The following is a 22170-nucleotide window of genomic DNA, read 5'->3' on the forward strand; positions in this document are numbered from 1 at the left end:
GTATCCCCATCCGCAGCCCCCGACGACCGCCCCGCACTACACACAGCCCGTGGCGGGACCGCAGTATCCACCGCCGTATCCGCCGCAACCCGCCGCGTATCCCCTGATGAACGTCGTGCAGCACAACGGGTACGGCGGTCCGATCGTGCAGCGCGCGTTTCCGCACGGACTGCACCTGGTGCTCTCGCTCATCTCCTGCGGGCTGTGGCTGCCGATCTGGCTCATCCACTACCTCGTCGCCGGCAACCGCTGACCGCGACGACCACATTTCGACGCGAAGGATCACACCCATGTACCGCACACTCGTCACCGTCATCGCCTGCGGCGCCCTGACTGCACTCGCCTCCGGTATCGCCCAAGCCGAACCCGCTTCTCGCCTGCGTGAGGGCATGCAGGTGGTCGGTCAGGATGTCGTGTCGGGCACCTACTCCACGTCCGGCCCACGCGCGGACGACTACGGTGCCTGTTTCATCGAATGGCTGCCCTACAAGGGCGCCCGCAGCTCGGAACTCATCGATATCCAGTCCTACACCGGCGCCTCCTATGTCCGGCTCCACGACGGCGACGTCATCAATGTCACCGGCTGCGTCTGGATCCACGAGTAGTCGCACCGCCTTCGACGACGGTGAAACAGAACCGCGGTGCGCGTCGATGCACTCCACGGCCCGGCAGCGGATTTTTGGCACAGATCGGCGAATCATCCGACGTGTTGCCGGGGCAGGCTAATGTTTGCTGCTACGGGTGGGCTCGGAGTGGCGGCGACCGCCCGCAGGCAACATTCCGCACCGGTGGTGTGGGGATCGCACCGTCTGTCGCACGCGCGGGGGTCGGGTGGTCGACGCGACGACGAGAACAGGACTGCGCAGCGTATGGACGACGATCGGTGGACGACGGTCACCGAGTCGAGTTTCGAGCACGAGCGCCGGGGGCTGGAGGCGATCCGGACGCAGCTGCCGAACGCCGACCCGTGGTTCGCCTGGTCGAATTTCACGTTCACCGCGCGCACCGGACACGTGCGCGAGGTCGATCTGCTGGTGGTCGCCCCGAACGGCGTCCTCATGATCGAACTGAAGGATTGGAGCGGCAGGCTTTCCGGCGAGGGCGGCGACTGGGTACAGACCACTACCCGGGGTGATCGCCGTTTCTATCGCAATCCGCTGCATCTGGTGAACCAGAAGAGCAAGGAGCTCGCGGGCCTGCTCGGCGACGGCGGCGCGCGCGTCTTCCTGAGCGCGGCGGTGTGCCTGACGAACCCCAAGCTGCGATTCGAGCTCCCGGCCGGTGACCGCGCCAACACCCACACGATCCGGGAGTTGCTCGAGCGGTTGAACGCGCCGGTGCGCGACGTCCGGCACACGATCAGCAAACAACGGGCGCAAGCGATCAAGCAGGCGCTCGAGCAGGCCGGTATCCGGCGCAGTGACGCGGATTTCACCGTCGGCCCCTATCTGCTGGAACGCACACCGCTGGACACGGGCCCGTCCTGGCAGGACTATCTGGCCACCCATTCCGAGCTGCGCGAACCGGCGCGGGTGCGTATCTATCTGCGGGAACGCGGCGCCGACGAGGAAGCCCGCAGGTCGGTGGACGCGGCCGCGCGCCGCGAAGCCGCTGTGCTGCGCCGATTCCGGCATCCGGGCGCGGTGCAGTTGGAGATGTTCGATCCGTCCGGTCACACGGCGGGTCCGGCGCTGATCTTCCGCTACCACCCCGAAAGCCTGCACCTCGACGACTATCTGGCCCGTCACGGTGACGCGCTGGATATCGGGGATCGGGTCGGGCTGGTGCGCCAACTCGCGGAGACCTTGCGTTCGGCACATTCCGGACGCCTGTATCACCGTGCGCTGGCGGCCCGTTCGATCCATGTGATTCCGCGTCCCGGCACAAGCGAGGCGCAACGCTGGCGGGCTCCGCGCCTACAGATCTCCGATTGGCAGGTCGCGACCCAGCGTTCGGCCGGTACCGCCGCGACGATGACGCGGCACGCCCCGACCTTGCTGTCGGCTCAGCACCTTTCGGCCGGTTCGGACGCCTACCTCGCGCCGGAGGTGTCGGCCGCCTCCCCCGACCCGGTCGCCATGGATGTGTTCGGCCTCGGCATGTTGACCTATCTGCTGGTCACCGGCAAAGCTCCGGCCGCCTCACACACGGAACTGCTGACCCGCTTGGAAGCCGGTGAGGATCTGCGTCCCGGAGCACTCGTCGACAATCTGCCACCGGATGTCGATCTGCTGGTGGCGGCGGCGACGGATTACCGGCCGTCGCGTCGACTCGCCTCGATGGACGAATTCCTCGAACTGCTCGAAGATGTCGAGAAGGCCCTCACCACCCCCGACGAGGAAGAGGCCCCCGCCGACGACAAGGACCCGCTCGAGGCCGTCCGCGACGATGTGCTCGACGGTCGCTGGCTGGTGCGCCGCCGTCTCGGCACGGGCTCGACGAGCCGTGCGCTACTCGTGCGCGATCTGCGGGCCGACCCGGCCGAACGCGGCGCGCGCACCTACGTGGTGTTGAAGGTGGCGCTGTCCAACGACCGGTCGGAACTGCTCGAACGCGAGGCGGCGGTATTGCGCGGTCTGCGGCGGCATTCGGGTGTGATCGATGTGGTCGATCCGGGTGTGCTCACCCTCGGCGGCCGGACCGCGCTCGTGCTGGAGTACGTGGGCGACGAGCAGGGCCTCGACGGCGACACCGGCCACCGCACCGAGGAGACCGTGGCCCGTGAACTTCGCGACAACGGCCGCCTGCGCGTGGGACGTCTGGAGACCTACAGCGACTATCTGTTCGCCGCCGTCGACTTCCTCGAGGGCGAGGGTGTCTGGCATCGCGATCTGAAACCGGACAATATCGCGATCCGGGTGCGCCCCAACCGCACTCGCGAACTGGTGCTGATCGATTTCTCGCTGGCCGGGTATCCCGTGCAGAACACCGAGGCGGGCACCGACGGCTATCTGGATCCTTTCGTCGGCACCTTGATCCGCGGTGTCTACGACGCCTCCGCCGAACGCTACGCATTGGCGGCGACCCTGCACGAGATGGCCTCGGGTGAGTTGCCGCGCTGGGGCGACGGCAGTGTGCTGCCCCGTCAGCTCGACGCCGCCGAGTTCCCGTATCCGACGGTGGCCGCCGACGCCTTCGACCCCTCGGTGCGCGACGGCCTGATCGCCTTCTTCCGCAAGGCGCTGCATCGCGATGTGGCGCAACGCTTCCCGGACCTGAAGCCGATGCGGGACGCCTGGCGCAAGATCTTCCTCGACATGTCGCGTTCGGTGCCGTCGCGTCCGCTGAGCAGCCATCCCGAACCGGCGGCCGATGTCGATGTGGTGGCCCCGGAGGAGCAGCGGCGGCGTATCGCCGATCAGGCGACCCTCGAAACCCACCTGTCCCAGGCCGGTCTGACCACCGCTACCGAACAGTTCCTCTACGGGCTCGGCGTGAACACGGTCGCCGAATTCCTCGATCACGGACGCGGAAAACTCATCAACGCCCCCGGTCTCGGTGTGCGGGCGCGCCGCGAGATCCAGGATCGGCTCAGGGAGTGGGGCCGCCGTCTCGGCAAGGACGAACCCGCCCCGCTGGCTCCGGCGGCCCGCAAGGAGGCCAAGGCCGAATTCGCCGCCGCCGAGGCGGATCTGGGCGCGGGCCTGCTGCGTACCCTGAGCCTGGACACCCTGGCGGCGCGTTTCGTGCCCGAACGCACCAAATCCAACGGCAACAAGGTCGACGCCGTGGCGCGGGTGCTGCGCATTCCCGGCGCGGGCGATCTGGCGGAACTGGATGCCTGGCCGACGCAGACGGCGGTGGCCGAGACCCTGGGTCTCACGTCCGCCCGGGTCGCGCAATTGCTGAAAACGCAACGGCAGCAGTGGAAGAAGGATCCGGCGGTGCAGGCGCTGCGCGATCAGGTCCTGGAACTGCTGGAAGGTTTCGGCCGGGTCGCCGCGGCCACTGAACTCGCCGATGCCTTGATCGCCCGTCGCGGCACCCGCCTGCACGAGCGCGTCCAGCGCCGCGCCCTCGGTTTGGCGGCTGTGCGCGTGGTGGTGGAGGTCGAGCAGCTCGCCCCGGACGAGGCCGCCTTCCTCGCCATGCAGAAACGGGAATCCGGCGCCGCCCCGGTGGTGGTGCTGGCGTTGGAGTTCAACGAGGACTCCGCTCCCGACACCCCCGGCGGTCACGCCCTCGCGGAATACGCGCTGCGCCTTGGCCGCACCGCCGACCAGCTGGCCGCCCAGGAAACCCTGCCGACCGCGGGGACCGTGCTGGACCGGCTCGGCGCGATCACCCCACCTCCTGGCTCTCTCGCCCTGGACGAGCGCCGTCTCGTGCAGGTGGCTGTCGCCGCGTCCCGGCACGCGGCCGTGACACCCCGGCTCGAGATCTACCCGCGTGATCTCCCGCTGGTGCGCGCCGTGCGGCTCACCCAGGCCGGGCTGCTCACCCTCACCCACGATCTGCCGTTGAATCTCCAGCCCGGCCTGAGCGCCGAGCGAGTGTTCGAACGCATCCTCGCCCGTTTCCCGGAGTTGGAGATCGCGGGCAGCGACCGCGGCCTTCCCACCGCGGAGCTCACCAGGGCATTGCGCGAGGCCGGTTTCGACCTGACCGTCGGCACCCATGCCGAGACCCACGTGCAGCGCTACCTGCCCGAGCACGCCGACCTGCAATCCAGTTTCACCGCCCACACCCCTCGCTGGTCGACGGTGGTGAGCACGCAGGCGGCAGGCCGCTATTCCGACGACCCGAACGTGGCCAAGGCCGCTCGCGCCGAGGAGTTGCTGACCGGTGCGGCTCTGCGCGACGGTTTCCGGGTGCTCACCGCCCCCACCCACCCCACCTCGGCCAACCACGACGCCATCCGCGAACTGCGGGAACGATTCTCGGCGCGGCCTCTATCGGTTACGGCGCTGTTCCTGGCGACCATGCACGAACTGGTCCCCCCCGGCACCAAACCCACCTGGGAGACGATCCTGCGCGCCGATATCGCCGAACCGGGTTCAAAGGCGGCAGTGAAATTCAGGGAGTACACCCGTACCGCGTGGGGTCGCATCGAAGCCGAGATCACCGAGATGATCGCCGGTGACGGCCCCCTGCTGCTCAACGACACCCTCGTATTCGCCCGCTACGACGCCATGGACCTACTGAGTCGTCTGGCCGAACAGTCCCGACGCGGCAAAGGCGGCCTGTGGCTGCTGTGTCCGCAGTCCGATCCGTTGCGCCAACCGCATCTGGGTGCGGAGGCCGTACCGTACCAGTCCGCTCTCAACGAGTGGATTTCCCTGCCCGAAGCCTGGATTCGCAATATCCACCGCGCCACCGCCACTACCGATACAGGAGCCACCGCATGATCGACCGCGCCGCACTGCTCACCGACCTGAAGAAACAGGTCACCGCGGTCGAAGGCGATCTGCACAAACAGTTGCGCGCCCTGCCCGAGGTGAAGGCCCGCCTGCACGACGAATGGGCCCAGGCCAAGAAACTGAAGCGCACCGCCGCCACCGAGACCTCCTGGCTCGACGAACGCGTCACCCAGGTCGCCGTCGCCTGGGTGCTCGGCAGCGTGTTCGTGCGTTTCTGCGAGGACAACCACCTCGTCGCCGACCCCTATCTCACCGGCTCCACCGACGACCGTCGCGAACTCGCCCACGCCCGCTACGACGCCTACGTCGAATCCGACCCCGACCCCACCTACCGTGGCTGGCTCGAACACGCCTTCGCCGAACTCGGCGCGGGACAGGCGGGCAAACTCCTGTTCGACCCCAATCACAATGCCCTCTACCAGATCCCGCTCTCCCACGACGGTGCGCGCGAACTCATCGAATTCTGGCGCACCCGTGACGGGCTCGGTGTTCTCGTCCACGATTTCACCGACCCGCTCGATGATGACGGCATCGAAGGCTGGGACACGCGATTCCTCGGCGACCTCTACCAGGATCTGTCCGAAGACATCCGCAAGAACTACGCGTTGCTCCAAACGCCGGAGTTCGTTGAGGAATTCATCCTCGATCGCACCCTTGAACCCGCCCTGCGTGAATTCGGTTACGCCGATATCAAACTCATCGACCCCACCTGTGGGTCGGGGCACTTCGTCCTCGGCGCGTTCCGGCGGTTGACGCGGAAGTGGGCGGATGAACAGCCCACCAAGGACCGGCACGAGCGGGTGCATGCCGCTCTCTCCTCCGTTCACGGTGTCGACATCAACCCGTTCGCCATCGCCATCGCGCGGTTCCGGCTCCTCGTCGCGGCCATGGCTGCCGCGAATGTGCGGACGCTGGCGCAGGCGGCGCGGTACGAGTGGCCGATCAAGTTGGCGGTCGGGGATTCACTCATCAAGGCGCGGCAGTTGGAGTTGACGTTCGACGGGGATCAGCGTGATCCGTTGGCGGAGCACTCGTATGCGACGGAGGATGTGCACGAGTATCCGGGGATTCTGGAATCGGGTCGGTATCACGTCGTGGTGGGGAATCCGCCGTATATTACCCCAAAAGACAAGAGTCTCAACGAACTCTATCGGGGATTATACAAAACCTGCTCCGGCCTATATGCCCTTACCATACCATTTGCTCAGAGATTTTTTGAACTTGCCCGCCTAGGCGATTCAGAAGGACGTAGATTCGGACGAGTTGGACAAATTACCGCCAACTCATTTATGAAACGTGAATTTGGCTCGAAACTGATCGCCGAGTTTTTTGCACACACCGTGGAACTTACGGAGATCATCGATACCTCTGGCGCCTATATTCCTGGACACGGCACGCCTACCGTAATCCTAATCGGAACACGCAGAAGCGGGAAAATCAGAGGTGCGACAATTCGCACAGTCAGGAGCGCCCGAGGTGAACCAGAAATTCCTTCGAGCCCTTCAAACGGACTGGTATGGCGTGCAATCGTAGAGAATATCGACAAAGCACCCTACGCAGGCCAATGGATTTCGGCCGATAACCTCGCCCGAGACCGGCACTTCTCGAAACCGCCATGGATACTTCTCGACCAAGGCCGAGAAGTATTAGAAGCCATCGAGGGATCCGAGACAGCAAAGCTCGGGAAAACCGCCACAAGAATAGGTTTTGTTGGCATGACCCATGCCGACGAAATCATGGTACGTAAAACAACTTCCTGGCCAGTAGACCTCAAACCATACATTCGCGCGATCGGTTCTGGAACAGATGTTAGGGACTGGGTCGCCCATACAGAAGATTCCGCGCTCTTTCCCTATGATAACAGTAATTCATTTGAGCCATTGCCACGGTCTGCCGAAAATTCCCCAGGACTCTGGCCATTTCGGAACGAGCTAGGGAATCGTGCCACATTTTCCGGCGAAACATACTTCAAATCGAATCGCACCTGGTACGAATGGCATCAAATTCCCAAAGATCAGAATGCTAGTTCGTGGTCGATATCCTATGCAGAAGTGGCGACACACAACCATTTTGCGCTTGACCGAGGCGGCAAGGTTTTCAAGCAAACCGCACCGGTGATCAAGCTGCCCGAAGGAGCGAGCGAGGAGGAGCATCTGCAACTGCTGAATCTACTCAACAGCTCCACCGCCTGCTTCTGGCTGAAGATGACGTGCCACAGCAAGGGCAGCGGCGGAGTCAACGAGGGGCTACGCGGAGAGAAGTGGGAGGAATTTTATCAATTCAACAGCACAAGCCTGAAGCAATTTCCGATCCCTTCAAATTTTACCTCAATATCGACCACGCCAATCGAGTGCTTGGTCCAGCAATTAGAAAACGCAAGCCCGGCGATCCTGTGCCGCAGGGAGATTCCCACCGGCGAAAGAATTCGCGAGATTAAGGAAAGATGGCACATTATTCGAGGTAAAATGATTGCCACTCAAGAAGAACTCGACTGGCAGACATACTCTCAGTACGGACTCTCCGAACAGGATCTTACTGCCGGAGATTCAGATCTACCGACGATCGATCCCGGTGAGAGGGCTTTTGAAATCGTCCTCGCGCGATGCATAGCCAACGGGACTTCTTCATCGGAGTGGTTCTCCCGTCACCGATATGCCCACACAGCCGAAGTTCCCTCGCACTGGCCCGAATCGTACAAGAACCTCGTCCGACGCCGCATCGAAGTCATCGAGTCCAATCGTGCCATCGGCATGATCGAACGCCCCGAATACAAGCGCCGCTGGGCAACCGAGGGCTGGGATGCCATGCAGGAGAAGGCTCTCCGCTCCTGGCTCCTCGACCGCATGGAATCCCGCGACATCTGGTTCGACGACAACACCCAACCCCGGATCCTCACCCTGTCCCGCCTCACCGACCGCCTCGCCGCCGACACCGATTTCGTCTCGGTAGCAGCCCTCTACGCCCCCCACACCGACCTGTCCAAGGTGGTCGCCGACCTCATCACCGAGGAACACGTCCCCTTCGTCGCCGCCCTCCGCTACAAGCCTTCCGGCCTGAAGAAGCGCGCCGACTGGGAGCACGTCTGGGACATGCAGCGTCAGGAAGACGCCATGCCCGACGGTCACGCGAAGAACACCTTCCGCGACACCATCCCGGTGCCGCCGAAGTACACCTCCGCCGACTTCGTGCGCACCTCGTTCTGGCAGGCGCGCGGCAAACTCGATGTGCCCAAGGAACGTTTCATCTCCTACGGTGCCACCAACGTCGGCACCCCCGGCCTCTACGGCTGGGCGGGCTGGGATCATCGTGAGCAGGCGATGGCGATCGCCATCCATCTGGCCGAGCACAGTCTCTCGGCCGAGGAGATCACGCCGTTCCTGACGGGCCTGCTGGAGTTGCAGCCGTGGCTGGATCAGTGGCACAACGAGGTCGACCCGGATTTCGGTATCGCGCCGTCGACCTTCCTCGCTGGTGATCGCCGCGACCGCCAGGACGAGCACGGGCTCACCGATGACGCGCTGCGCGAGTGGCGGCCGCAAGCTCCCGTGCGGGGGCGGCGCACAACCACCGCGCGCACCACGAAGAAGAAGGCCGCCGTGGCGGAGGGGGAGAACTGATGGATCAGCGTCCGCTGCTGCGCGACCTCATCGATATCAAGGAGCATGTCGCCGGGTCGGACTATGTGCTCACCCTCGCCGACGCGGTCACCGAGGCCGGGTCGACGAAGGCGGTGCAGGACTATGTGCTCACCGACCGACTGCTCGACAATTTCAAGCAGGCGCTCGACCTGATCAAATCCGCGTTGGACGGCAACACGTCGAAACCGGCGTTCCTGCACGGTTCGTTCGGTGCCGGTAAATCGCATTTCATGGCGGTGCTGTACGCACTGCTGTCCGGTAATCCGGCGGCGCGGTCGCGCACCGAATTCGACGGGGTGGTCTCCGCACACGACTGGCTGCTGTCGGACGGCAAGAAGTTCCTGATGGTGCCGTACCACATGATCGACGCCAAGGCGATGGAGCAGCGGGTGCTCGGCGGGTACGTCGATTTCGTCCGCGCGAAACATCCCGAAGCGCCGATTCCGCCGGTGTATCGCACCGATGCGCTGTTCACCGATCTGTGGTCGTTGCGCGAAACCATGGGTGAGCAGCGGTTCCTGGATGTCCTCAACAAGGGGCAGTCGGGCGAGGAGGACGACGAATGGGGTGAGACCGTCGCGTTCTGGACCACCGAGAAGGTCGACACCGCGTTGACCGCCTCGGAATCCCACGACGGCGGCGCGCTCAACCTGGTGCACCCGAGCACCCCGCCGGAACTGCGCGCCAAACTCGTCAACGACGCGGGCACCCACCTGCTGCCCGGTTTCGCGGCGCGCGCCGCCGAGGACGAGAGCGGGTTCATCTCCCTCGACGCCGGTCTGAGTGTCATTGCCGCGCACGCGAAATCGCTCGGCTACGACGCCGTCATCCTGTTCCTCGACGAACTCATTCTGTGGCTGGCCAGCCTCATCCACGACGAGAAGCGGGTGGCTCGGGAAGCCAGCAAGATCACCAACTTCCGCGAGGGCGGTGACGCGCGGCGCGCGATTCCGATCGTGTCGTTCATCGCCCGCCAGCGCGACCTGCGCGAACTCGTCGGCGAAGAACTCGCGGGCGCGGCCGAATCGGCGATTCAGGACGCGCTCAACCATGCCTCGGGCCGGTTCGACCTGATCAGTCTCGAGGACCGCAACCTGCCGCAGATCGCGCACGCGCGCCTGCTCAAACCGCGCGACGATGATGCCGCGGCGGCCATGGATGCCGCGTTCGACAAGACCAAACGGCTCGGCCCCAAGGTGTGGGACACGCTGCTCGGTTCCGACGAGAGCACCACCGGCGCCGACGAGGCCTCCTTCCGGTTGAGCTACCCGTTCTCCCCCGCCTTCCTCGACACCCTCGTCCACATCTCGGCGGCCTTGCAGCGCTCCCGCACCGGCCTCAAACTCATGGGCCAGTTGCTCGCCGACCACCGCGACGAACTTCGCCTCGGTGACCTGGTTCCGTTGGGCGACCTGTATTCCCAGCTCACCCGTGGCGGGGACAAGCCGTTCGTCGCTGACAAGAAGGTGCTGTTCGACGCCGCCGACAAGCTCTACAAAACCCGGCTGCGCCCCTACCTGCTCAGTACCTGCGAGGTCACTGAAGACGATATCGACGCCTACCTGCACCGGCGCGACACCGTCACCGACCCCAAACTCGAAGGCAACTGCAAGAAATTCGTCGGGCAGAACCGGCTCGCCTGCACCGTGCTGCTCGCGGCACTGGCCCCGAGCGTTCCGGCATTGCGCGACTTGACCATTCGCCGTCTCGGCGCACTCAACCACGGCTCGATCACCACCATGATTCCCGGACGGGAAGAGGGTGTGATCAAACATGTGATCGACGAATGGGCCGCCCGGTTCCCGGAGATCAAATCCACCGGGACGGAGGCCAATCCGGGTGTGCGGCTGGAACTCTCGGGTGTCGACGTGGAATCGGTGCTCGCCAACGCGCAGGTCAACGACAATCCAGCCAACCGGCTCGCGCTGGCCCGCGATCTGCTCGCCGAGGAATTCGGGCTCGACCGCGCCAACGGGCGCTTCGACGCCGACGAACTGCGGTTCGTCTGGCGCGGCTCGAATCGCGTCGCCGAAGTGGTGTTCGGCAATGTCAGCGACGAGGACGCGCTGCCCAACCACGATCTGCAACCCGCCTACGAGGGCCGCTGGCGCATCATCATCGACCTGCCCTACGACGAGGGCATCCTCAGCCCGATCGAGGACGCCGACCGCATCCGGCGGCTCAAAGCCGAACAGGGCGAGCACCATCCGCGCACCGTGGCGTGGCTGCCCTCGCATCTGACCAAACCCCGCTGGGAGGATTTCCGCCGTCTGCTCGTGGTCAGCAAAGCCCTGGCCGACCCGGCCCGGTTCGACACCCAGTACGCCCAGCACCTCAACCCCGACAATCGGGCCAGCGCGAAACAGTTGCTGGAATCCCAGCGCGAAACCCTGCGTAAACGGGTGCTCGCCACGTTCAAACAGGCCTACGGTCTCGCCGAACGCAAACCCGACGACGTCACCAACGAACTGGAAGATCTGTTCCATCCGCTGCCCGATGTCGACGGCCTCACCGTCTCCATCGGCCAGTCGATGCACGACGCCATCCGCGGGCTCTCAGGCAAATTGCTCGCCCACCAGTACCCGGAACATCCAAACCTCGACCCGGACGGCACCGGCACGGCGGTCAAACCGGCCGACGCGAAAATCGTTCTGGCCCAAGTGAAAAGTGCGGCCGAGGCGCGTGACAACCGTGCCGAGGTGCCCGCGAAGGACCGCGCGCTCATGCGCCGCATCGCCGAACCGCTCGGCCTGGGACAGCAGAAGGAAGCGTATTTCGAGCTGTCGAAACGGTGGGCGGACGACTTCCGCAGGTCGGCCCAGCACGCGGGCAGCACCGGCGACCTGTCGGTGATCTCGCTCGGTGACTGGATCGACCAGCCGCAGCCGCGCGGGCTGGAACCGCATATCGCCAACCTGGTGATCGCGTCCTTCGCCGAAATGGACGACCGGATCTGGGTGCGCGGCGGTGTGCCGATCGACCCGCCGGATCTCGGCAGGATCGCGGCCGGTGACGCGCTGCGCACCCAACCGCTGCCCAGCGAAACGGATTGGGATACCGCCCGTAACCGGTTCGAGGTGATCTTCGGCGACAAGCCGCCGACGCTGCGACGCGGCGGTCCGGTGCAGCAGTTCGCCCGCCAGATCAACGAAACAGCAGGCAGGTACCGCGATGTGGCGGCGCGACTGGTCGAACAGTTGGAAAAGCACGCGGAATTCCTTCGGCTCGACGACAGCGTGCCCGGCGAACGGTTGGCGCTGGCCCGGCGGTCGCTCGAACTGTTGACGGTGCTCACCTCCGGTGGGGGCGGATCGGCCGGTGCGAAGAAGACGGTCGAAGCGCTCGCCGGATTCGACCTCGGCGAGGTCAGCGCCGACCGTCTGGCGACCTCGATCAAATCGGCCGAGAAGGTGATCTCGGCACTCACCCACGCGGCCTGGCACAACCTGGAGCAGGCGAAACTCCTCGGCCCCGAGGGCGCGACGCTGCTGGACTCGCTGCGCGGCACCGCCCGCGCCGACCAGCGTTCCGGTGATCTGGTCGAGGCGCTGCGTGCCGCCGATACCAAGATCACCGCGTTGACTCGCCGACGTCTCGAACAGGCCGAACGGCAAGCCCGCGAAGAGGCCGAACGCAGGGCTCGCGAAGGTGCCGCCCATCCGCCGGTCGCGGTGACACCGCCACAGCCGGTGTCCGAGCGGACTACCGACCGGGCCGATGACGTCGACCTCGCGACCCCCACCAGCAATCCACCACTCGACCCCATCGCGCCACGGTCCAAGGCGACATCGGGCATCTACACGGCGACCGCTGGGGAATCGATCGCGAGACTCCACGCCGAACTGTCCGAGCTGGAACCCGATGCGACCGTGGAGATCACGTGGAAAGTCGTCCGGTGATCGGAGCCACCGCGACCACGGCGTTACGCCTGTCGCGCACGACCGTCGCGCAATACCTCGCCTCCCACAAGCGGCTGTCCGAGGTGCTCGGCACGCCCGGCGATCCCGTCACACTGCTGCTGCGCGGTGAACCGGAATGGGAGGGTGAGGCCGTTCTCACGCTCGCCGACGGGCGACGGTCTCGTGTATCGGTCGCCACGTCTCCGCTCGCGGTGCACGAAACGGTGCTCGCGCACGCGCGCGAGATCGCTCCGGACCCGCGGGTACTGGTGGTGCTCACCGACGTCGAGGAACACGACCTCGATCCGGCCATTCTGGTGCGCACCCACCGGGGTCGTATCCACACGGTCGACAGGTGGGACATCGTTCGCGACGCCTTCGGCGCGACCGATCTCGACCCGTTGCTCAAACGGGCGAGCTGGGCCTGTGAGGCACTGCTCGACGCGAGCGGAGCCCAGGGGTGGCCGACGGCGCTGGCCGGAGGGGTGCTGTCGCGGGTTCCCGCCCTCACCGCGCTGACCACCCGCCGGCTGGGCATCAGCGGCGATGTGGACCGGATCGACCCGCTCGCACTGCTCGAATGGTCCCAGCAGCCCGGCGGACCCGAACTGCTCCTGGACCTGCGCGCGCCCGAACGCGACGGCATCGTCGAATTCCTCAGTGAGAAAGAACAATCCGGTGCGACCGGAGCCGTGGTGACCGCGCTGGCGCGGACCGGCCACGGCTCCGAAGCCATCGCCTACGGGTTGGTGTGTGCGGCACTGTGGAGCCACGCGGGCAGCGACAGCGCCGTATATCAGGCACGCGGACGGGTCGAACGCTGGCTCGGCGACCATCCGCCCGCCGTCGGCGAACGCCTCGACCGCCTGTTGGAAACCTTCGGTCGTATCTGCGAGGACTACCTGCGCGACCAACTGGTGAAGGCGCGCTCCTCCGAAGACCCGCACGACGAAACCGACGAATTCGCGCGCAGCGCACGCAAATCCGCCGATACCGTCCTCGCGCGCGCCGACGCGCTCGTGCGCCAGTTCGGCGCGGGTACCGCCGCCCAGCGCAGCCCCCTGCTCACCGCGGGTCTGGAAGCCCGCTTCACCGCCGCGGGCACCGCCCTCGGACGCGGCGCGATCCAGGAGATCGACACCGCCGTCACCGCCCTGCGGGCCCACGACCTCGCCGCCGACCACCGGGTGCGCATCGGCCGGGTGCGCATGGCCCAGCGTCTCACCCGCTGGCTGCACACCGACCCCGATCCCACCTGTGGCAGCGTCGCCGCCGCCCTCGACCGTCAAATGCGTGACACGGCCTGGGCCGACCGCGCCATCGACTACCTCGACGCGGGCGGCGACGACGACCCCGCCCTGCGCGTCGCCTTCGAGACCATCGCCACCCGCGCCCGCGTACTGCGCCGCGAATTCGATCGTGAATTCGCGAAGAACCTCGCGGTGTGGACCGAATCGGGCACCTCGCCGGGCGCGATGCTCACCGTCGAGACCTTCCTGCACCGGGTCGTACGCCCACTCGCCGCCGACCACCGGGTGTTGCTGGTGATCGTCGACGGCATGAGCGCCGCCATCGCCACCCAGCTCGCCGGTGAACTGCGCGGCTCCTTCGGCGAATACGATCCGCTGCCCGGATCGGGCGAGCCCTACCGGCGCTGCATGGCCGCCGCGCTGCCCAGCCTGACCGCCGTCTCACGCACCTCGCTGTTCGCGGGAAAACTCATGAAGGGCGACCAGAAGACCGAACAGCGTCTCTTCCCGCAACACCCGTTCTGGGGCGCCAAGCGGGCTGCGGTCTTCCACAAGAACGACCTGCGGAGCAGGCCCGGCGAACGTTTCGGAGCCGACCTCGGTGCGGCCCTGGCCGACCCCGACTGCCATGTCGCGGTGGTGCTCAACACCATCGACGACCGCCTGTCAAAAGAAGCCAAACTCGACGACGCCGACTGGCAGACCCGCGAAATCGGTGACCTGCGCGCACTGGTGTCGGTCGCGACCGCGCAGAACATGGTCGTACTCATCACCAGCGACCACGGGCACGTCATCGACCGGCACGGTGTGACCGTCGAAGCGACCACCGTCGAATCCGCCCGGCACCGTCTGCCCACCGGCGAGTACGACCGCCGCGCCGAGACCGAGATCGCCCTACGCGGCCCCCGGGTCGTGTGGCCCGAACCGGGCGCCTCGATCGTCGCCCTGTGGGACAACGATTCTCGCTATACCGCGCAGAAAGCGGGCTATCACGGCGGCGCGGCCCTGGCCGAAATCACCATCCCGGTCCTGGCCTTCCTGCCGTTCATCGCCACCCCGCCCACCGGCTGGCGTGAACTCGGCGACCAGCGACCCGAATGGTGGCGCGACGACACCGATTCCCTACCGCAGCAGCCCACCCCTGCCGTCGAACGCAAGGCACGGACCCGTGTCGCCGCCAAGGCCGCCGAGAAGCTGACCAACCAGATCACCCTCGACATCCCCCTGCCCGTCGCAGCCCCTGTCCCCGAACCGACAAATGCCGCCGAAGACCTGGTCACCGGACTGCTCACCTCCGAAGTGTTCGCCACCCAACTCGATCAACTGGCACGCAAACCACCGACCGGCAAATTGGAGAAAGCGATCCGAGCGCTGCTCAACGGACCCCAGTCGACCACCGCGCTCGCCCAACGAGTCGGCGATCCGCCCACCCGGGCGGCGGGATTCGCCGCGATCCTCGGGCAGTTGCTCAATGTGGACGGGGCGCAGGTGTTGGAGACGCTCGCGGACGGTCGGACGTTGCGGCTGCACGTGGGCTTGCTGCGCACTCAATTCGGTCTGCGGTGACTCTGATCGCGACGCCCACAGTCGATGGAACCACAACCGCCGCCGATACGTCTTAATCGGTGTGGCGACCTCGCTGCGCAGGCATGGAACGATCGACGCCTCACCGCGTGCAGTCCCACTCGGTGTGAGGTGGAGCACGAAGGAGAAGTACATGGCGGACGAATCAGGCGGTCTCCGAGCCGATTTCGCCCTGGTGCCGGATGAAGTGACAGACCTGGGCAAATATGTGCAACAGGTCGCGGACTCGCTGATAACAGGGTTGCCGCCGACGCACAGGCCGCAGCATTCCGCGAATGGTCCGCCGGTGCTGACGAAGCTCGGAGGGGATCGAACTGATGCGCCGAGCCGCGCAAGCAGCACACGACCGCTATTCCGAAGCGATACGGAAACTTCTCAGTGAACGGCGCCGACACGGAAGGCATCCGAATTCAACTCGTCGGTGTGCGCGGCAAGACCGTCACATCTGTACGCCGAATTTTCTACGTGTTCGGGGACGATGTCGAAACGTCGGAAGGAGCTGTCGAGTTCTCATTCGACGATTCCTCCATCCTGCTTCTCGATTCGGGTGCCGATGGTGAACGGCTACGTGTCAGCACCGAACGATGGACGGATCCATTCGACGGGAAGATGACACCGGAAAATATCGATTATGTTGCCCGGTCCGGCAAATATACAGCCTTCGACGTCGGTCCGGAATTTCCGTACAGCGACATCCTGGGACGCGCCGTCGATGGCGTCGAACTGATGACACTGCCGAGCGGCGAAGTATCCGGGGTTTCATTTCTGATCAGACCTCTCACCATCTCGGCACGAACCATCGCAGACGAGTTGATCGTTTCGTGGGAGTCGACCCGAGGCGGGAACTGATGGTCGACGGCGTGCGTGCCGGTGACGCTCGCGGACGGTCGGACGTTGCGGCGGCACGATCGTCGGCCAGGCTGCGAAGGGTGAACCGGATGCCAGTGGTTAGGTATCCACGAAGGCCGAACACCGTCGATCGCCGCCTGTTCGTCGCCAACTCGACCCTGAGCGTGCCATCCGCAATCTCATCGCGCACTTCAGCCCGAAACAGTTGCCTCGATCCGATCACGACGAACTACAGAGTTTCGCTCAACTGCTCAATCACCTGGTGTAGCCGGTCGGTATTCCGACCTGTGGAGATGTGCGGTGAGGGCGCGACAGCTCGCGCCGAGCGTCCGTTCACCCATGTAAGACTGTCCGAGTGAGTAACCAGCCGACCCACGTCAGCGCTGCACGCCGCCGCGCGGTCATCGATGCGCTCCGGCGCGGCGCGGTGCCCGAGGCCGGACTGGATCTGCTCGCCACCGGACTCGATCGATTCGAGGCCGCACTCGACGCGGAGTTGGACGTCGTCGAAGCAGGCGGCTCCGTATTCAAGGCGGTTCGCGGTGAATACGGGTCCGGCAAGACCTTCTTCGCGCGCTGGCTGGGTGAGCGCGCCAAGCGGCGCAACTTCGCGGTGTCGGAGGTACAGATCTCCGAAACCGAAACCCCGTTGCACAAACTGGAGACGGTGTATCGGCGCCTCACCGAACGGCTCACCACCGCGAGTTTCCCGCCCAGCGCCCTCCGTTCGGTGGTCGACGCCTGGTTCTACGCACTGGAAGAAGACGCCCTCGCCGCGGGCGCCGACGACGATTCACTACTCGGAGCCGTCGACGAATTGATGGCCGCCCGCCTGATCGAGGTGTCACGGCACGCGCCGTCGTTCGCGATGGCACTGCGCGGTTACCGCACGGCCCTCATCGACGGGGACGAAGCGACGGCCGCGGCGATCCTGGCCTGGCTCGGTGGACAGCCGAATGTGGCGGCGGCGGCCCGGCGGGCCGCGGGTGTGCGGGGCGAACTCGACCACTTCGGCGCCTTCGGATTCCTCCAGGGACTGCTCACCGCCCTGCGCGACAGTGGCCATCGCGGACTGCTGCTGGTGCTCGACGAGGTGGAGACCCTGCAACGGGTACGGTCCGACGCCAGAGACAAAGCGCTCAACGCGCTGCGCCAACTCATCGACGAGGTCTATTCCGGCCGATTCCCGGGACTGTATCTGCTGATCACCGGCACACCCGCGTTCTACGACGGCCAGCAGGGAGTACAGCGTCTCGCGCCGTTGGCCCAGCGACTGGCGGTGGATTTCACCACCGAACCACGCTTCGACAATCCCCGCGCCGTCCAGGTTCGATTGACCGGATTCACGATGGAATCACTTGTGGCACTCGGCATCACGATCCGCGATCTATATGCCGACGGCAGCGAGGATCCCGCGAGGATCCGGACGGTCGCCGACGACGCCTATATCGCCGACCTCGCCCGGGCGGTCGGCGGCACCCTCGGCGGCAAAGTCGGTGTCGCGCCCCGGATCTTCCTCAAGAAACTCGTCGGTGACGTCCTCGACCGCGTCGATCAGTTCCCGGACTTCGATCCGCGGGTGCACTACAAACTCACTGTCGCCTCGTCCGAACTCACCGACGCCGAGCGCAATCTCGTGCGAGCCGACGATATCGACCTCGACCTGTGAGCGGCGACCAGCCGTGGGACCGTCTCGACCCCGTGGTGGTCCACCACATCGTCAATACCCTCGGCTGGCCAGGGCTGCGTCCACTGCAACGTGAAGCCATCGCACCGCTGCTCGACGGCGCCGACGCCGTACTGCTGGCGCCGACAGCGGGCGGGAAAACCGAGGCGGCCTGCTTTCCACTGCTCAGCGCCATGGAACAGCAACACTGGACGGGTATTTCGGTGCTGTATCTGTGTCCGCTGAAGGCGTTGCTGAACAATCTCGTCACGCGGATCGACACCTACGCGCAATGGCTGGGTCGGCGCGCGGCGCTGTGGCACGGCGACGTGACGAACTCTCGGCGCGACCGCATTCGACGCGAGCACCCCGACATCCTGCTCACGACACCGGAGTCGTTGGAAGCCATGCTGATCGGCACCAAGACCGATCACAACGAACTGCTCGGCAATGTCCGGGCCGTCGTCGTCGACGAGGTGCACGCCTTCGCCGGCGACGACCGCGGCTGGCACCTGCTGGCAGTGCTCGAACGTCTACAGCGCGTGACCGGTCGATCCATCCAACGTATCGGGCTGTCCGCGACAGTCGGCAACCCCGGCGAACTGCTCACCTGGCTACAGGGATCAGGGAGAACGACCCGCCCCGGACACGTGGTCGCCCCCGGCGTATCGCTGCCGTCGGTGACCGACGTCGGCACGCCACCACCCGGGGATGTCGAACTCGACTATGTCGGATCCTTGGAGAACGCCGCCAAAGTGATCGCCGCGCTGCATCGAGGCGAGAAGCGGCTGGTGTTCTGTGACTCACGGCGCCAGGTCGAGCAGTTGGGCGCCGCGCTGCGGGAACGCGAGATGACGGTGTTCCTGTCCCATTCCTCGCTGTCGGTCGACGAGCGCGCGCGAGCCGAACAAGCCTTCGCCGAGGCCCGTGACTGCGTCATCGTCTCCACGTCGACACTGGAACTCGGCATCGATGTCGGCGACCTCGACCGGGTGATCCAGATCGACGCACCGACCACGGTCGCGTCGTTCCTGCAACGCATCGGACGGACCGGTCGCCGCGCCGACAGCGTCCGCAACTGCCTGTTCCTGGCAACCACCGACGACACCCTTGTGCAAGCCGCAGGCCTGCTGCTGCTGTGGGGTCGCGGTTGGGTCGAACCGGTGACGGCTCCGCCCGAACCACGGCACCTCGTCGCGCAGCAGATATTGGCAGTCACGTTGCAACACCGCAATATCGGCGACCGACTGTGGCGGCGCGAGTGGAACGGCCTGCCGCCCTTCGACGATTCCGCCGAGCCGATCCTGCGACACCTGCTCGCCCAGGGCTACCTCGACGACGACGGTGGACTGCTCCACATCGGCCCCGCCGCCGAAAAGCGTTTCGGGCGTCGGCATTTCCTCGACCTGACCGCCGCGTTCACCGCACCGCCACAATTCTCCGTTCTCGCCGGACGCCAAGAGATCGGCCACACCGACCCGTCCATTCTCACCGCCGACACCCCGGGCCCCCGGCTGCTGCTACTGGCAGGCCGGAGCTGGCAGGTCACCTACATCGACTGGGCACGGCGACGCGCATTCGTGGAGCCCGCCAAGTCCGGAGGTGTCGCGAAATGGTCGAACCTGGGACTTCGCGGCCTGTCTTTCGAGCTCACGAGAGCCATCCGTGACGTGTACGCGGGAGCCGATCCGCCGGTGCGGCTGACCCGCCGCGCGTCGACCCAGTTGGCGGCTCTGCGAGCGACACAAGGGGATAGCCGTGCACGCGCGGACGCGACCGTCGTGTACCGCGACGGCGACCGAGTGCACTGGTGGACCTGGGCAGGTTTCCGGGCCAATGCCACTGTCGCGGCTTCACTACCGGACGTTGCCTACCCGGGACAGCGGCCCAACGACTTCCGCATCCGGCTACGTCCGGATCTCACCGCCGATATGTGGCGCGACGCGCTCGCCCACCGGCGTGCGCTCCTGCCGAGAATCGAACTGCCGGAGATCGATGAACGCGCCGCACGCGGATTGAAGTTCTCGGATATCCTGCCGGAACTCGACGCCGCGGCAACCGTGGCAGCGCGTCTGGCCGACCCGCTCGCCGCCCGTCGGGTACTCGAGGAGCAGGCACACTTCGTCATCGCCTGAGCGAAGCCACACTCGGTCCTTCGATACCTGCGGGGGGAAGCCTAGCCGAAAGTTCCTCATACGACGAGGATCTGGCGACGACGGCCTACTACCTGTACCTCCGTGACGGCAAACCGTTGCGAGCAGCGTCCTGGCTCCTCCCCACCGACACCGAACTCGACTTCCGAGGGACGAGTACGCAGGTAGTGCATCCCGCAACGGTGCTCACCCCGCAACATCCTCCCGGCGTAAAACCCACACTGCGAGTTACGTCGCCCAACTGATCAAGCGGCATAGCGGATTCAGTCGAGCCTGCACTACATGTCGGACGGCAGGATTCGAAATGCCCGGAAACCCGGAGTCAGCGGTTCGATGGCCCGGAAGTCCCGTTGGTCGAGAGTGAAGATGCTGTCGGTGTGATACTTGTCCGCGAGCACTACGCCGACAGCGTCGGCCAAGTCGAGGCGAAGCCCCTCGTACTTGGCTCGTACCGTCTGCGCCGCATCCAGATCCACATGTTTCAGTTCCGCGAGCCGGTATCTGCCTTCGATCATGCGAGCCATCAACGCATCTGTGACACCCATGGCTGCGGAGAAGCCCAAATCCCGATGGACGAGATGGTCCAGTTCGGTCAGTACCAGCGGCGAGATCAACAGCATCTCGCGCTCCATGATTCCGAGTGCTCGCTCGTGTTCCTGCTGATCAGCGTCGAACGCCGCGAACAGCGCCGAGGTATCCGCGACAACGATCATCTACGGGCCGCCCGCTGCTTGATATGGGCATAGATTTCGTCGTCCATCTCGGATGCATCGCGCGAGCGCCCGCTTCGAAAGACCGGCAGCGAGGTGTCACGTTTCGGTCGACTGGACGAATCGAGCAGCAACGCGATCCCCCGACGAATCAACTCGGCCTTGCTCACACCAGTTGCGGCAGCTTCGGCTTCCAGTCGCGCCTCCAAGTCCTCGGGTAGATAGACCGTGGTCTTGTTCATGCCACATATGGTACCACCCGCAGCGACAGCGGGGGGCTGACCCGAGCGGTCGCGGCGACGCTGGACCGGCGCGCCGCCCGGCCCAGCAGGCTCGCCGGATAGTGTGACTGCTCCCGGTGATCTACGTCCTCGTCCCCCCGTTTCGATCCGCCTCCGGACGGGTGAGGTTCACATGCGCGGGGCGTCGCCTCGCCGCGTCGACCGAGCTACTTCCAGCGAGACATCCCTGTCCGCGCCCGACAGGGCGCCTGGTGACCCTTCAGGCCAGTTCTTCGATCTTCGCCGCCAACTGCGCCCCCGTGAGCGGTTCGCGGGCAATCACGGCGATGGTGTCATCCCCCGCGATCGTCCCGACGATGAACGGCAACGCCGCACGATCCAGCGCACTCGCCAGATAATGGGCGGCCCCCGGCGGCGTGCGCAGAACCGCGATATTCCCACTGGAATCAGTGGACACCATCAGATCCCCGAGCAGTTTGGACAGCCGATCGGTACCACCGGTGACCCCTCGAACGGGGCTACCGTCCTCGGGAACCAGATAAACCCCCGCACCCCCGTCGGCCGCACGCAATTTGACCGCGCCGAGTTCGTCCAAATCCCGCGACAACGTGGCCTGGGTGGTCTCGATCCCCTCGGCGGCGAGCAACGCGGCGAGCTCGGTCTGACTGCGGACGGCGTGGGCCGAGAGCAGTTCGACGATGCGGGATTGGCGGCCCGCGCGGGTGCGGGCGATCGCCGCGCCTTTCACGCCCCTGCCGTTCTCCGGTTGCCCGGTCATGATTGGACTTCCTCCCCGCCGACAAGGCCGAGGATCACCGA

Annotated in this window: 11 protein-coding genes and 1 pseudogene; 9 read left to right on the plus strand and 3 right to left on the minus strand. The window is 65.7% G+C overall.

All coding sequences use genetic code 11. From position 1 onward, the window contains the following. From JZ792_RS15175 to JZ792_RS15215, 9 genes and pseudogenes are all read left to right on the plus strand, one after another. A pseudogene (locus JZ792_RS15175) lies at nucleotides 1-253 on the plus strand (hypothetical protein); the annotation flags it as partial. 37 nt (nucleotides 254-290) lie between these two features. Beyond that, nucleotides 291-605, plus strand: a complete 315-nt coding sequence (locus tag JZ792_RS15180; protein ID WP_216911114.1) for an Rv1352/Rv1906c domain-containing protein — start codon at nucleotides 291-293, stop codon at nucleotides 603-605. Nucleotides 606-869: 264 nt separating this feature from the next. Continuing rightward, a complete protein-coding gene (gene pglW, locus JZ792_RS15185; RefSeq protein ID WP_216911115.1) occupies nucleotides 870-5348 on the plus strand; it encodes a BREX system serine/threonine kinase PglW in 4479 nt (1492 codons plus the stop codon). Further along, complete coding sequence (pglX, locus tag JZ792_RS15190; RefSeq protein ID WP_216911116.1) at nucleotides 5345-8977, plus strand: BREX-2 system adenine-specific DNA-methyltransferase PglX; 3633 nt, start codon at nucleotides 5345-5347, stop codon at nucleotides 8975-8977. Before pglW ends, pglX begins: the two co-directional genes overlap by 4 nt. Further along, entirely contained in the window at nucleotides 8977-12897 is a 3921-nt protein-coding gene (pglY, locus tag JZ792_RS15195; protein ID WP_216911117.1) for a BREX-2 system ATPase PglY, read from the plus strand. Before pglX ends, pglY begins: the two co-directional genes overlap by 1 nt. Next, the gene (pglZ, locus tag JZ792_RS15200) at nucleotides 12894-15713 is read left to right on the plus strand and encodes a BREX-2 system phosphatase PglZ (RefSeq protein WP_216911118.1); all 2820 of its coding nucleotides are present in this window, start codon (nucleotides 12894-12896) and stop codon (nucleotides 15711-15713) included. The genes pglY and pglZ overlap by 4 nt, the downstream gene beginning before the upstream one ends. A gap of 396 nt (nucleotides 15714-16109) precedes the next feature. Further along, nucleotides 16110-16580, plus strand: coding sequence for a hypothetical protein (locus JZ792_RS15205; RefSeq protein ID WP_216911119.1), 471 nt, complete (start codon nucleotides 16110-16112; stop codon nucleotides 16578-16580). A 355-nt stretch (nucleotides 16581-16935) separates the two neighbouring features. Next, nucleotides 16936-18249: a BREX system ATP-binding protein BrxD gene (brxD, locus tag JZ792_RS15210; protein WP_216911120.1), complete on the plus strand. Its 1314-nt coding sequence runs from the start codon at nucleotides 16936-16938 to the stop codon at nucleotides 18247-18249. After that, a complete protein-coding gene (locus JZ792_RS15215; RefSeq protein ID WP_216911121.1) occupies nucleotides 18246-20381 on the plus strand; it encodes a DEAD/DEAH box helicase in 2136 nt (711 codons plus the stop codon). Before brxD ends, JZ792_RS15215 begins: the two co-directional genes overlap by 4 nt. Nucleotides 20382-20677: 296 nt before the next feature. On the opposite strand, the gene JZ792_RS15220 is transcribed toward JZ792_RS15215, so the two are convergent. The 3 genes from JZ792_RS15220 to JZ792_RS15230 all read right to left on the minus strand — a co-directional run bounded on the left by JZ792_RS15220 (nucleotide 20678) and on the right by JZ792_RS15230 (nucleotide 22129). After that, complete coding sequence (locus JZ792_RS15220; protein ID WP_216911122.1) at nucleotides 20678-21112, minus strand: type II toxin-antitoxin system VapC family toxin; 435 nt, start codon at nucleotides 21110-21112, stop codon at nucleotides 20678-20680. Next, nucleotides 21109-21351, minus strand: coding sequence for a ribbon-helix-helix protein, CopG family (locus tag JZ792_RS15225; RefSeq protein ID WP_216911123.1), 243 nt, complete (start codon nucleotides 21349-21351; stop codon nucleotides 21109-21111). Before JZ792_RS15225 ends, JZ792_RS15220 begins: the two co-directional genes overlap by 4 nt. Nucleotides 21352-21610: 259 nt before the next feature. Beyond that, on the minus strand, nucleotides 21611-22129 hold the full coding sequence (locus tag JZ792_RS15230) for an arginine repressor (RefSeq protein WP_216911124.1): 519 nt from the start codon (nucleotides 22127-22129) through the stop codon (nucleotides 21611-21613). Between the last annotated feature and the right edge of the window lie 41 nt (nucleotides 22130-22170).

It is taken from the genome of Nocardia noduli (assembly GCF_019038455.1).
GTDB lineage: Bacteria > Actinomycetota > Actinomycetes > Mycobacteriales > Mycobacteriaceae > Nocardia > Nocardia noduli.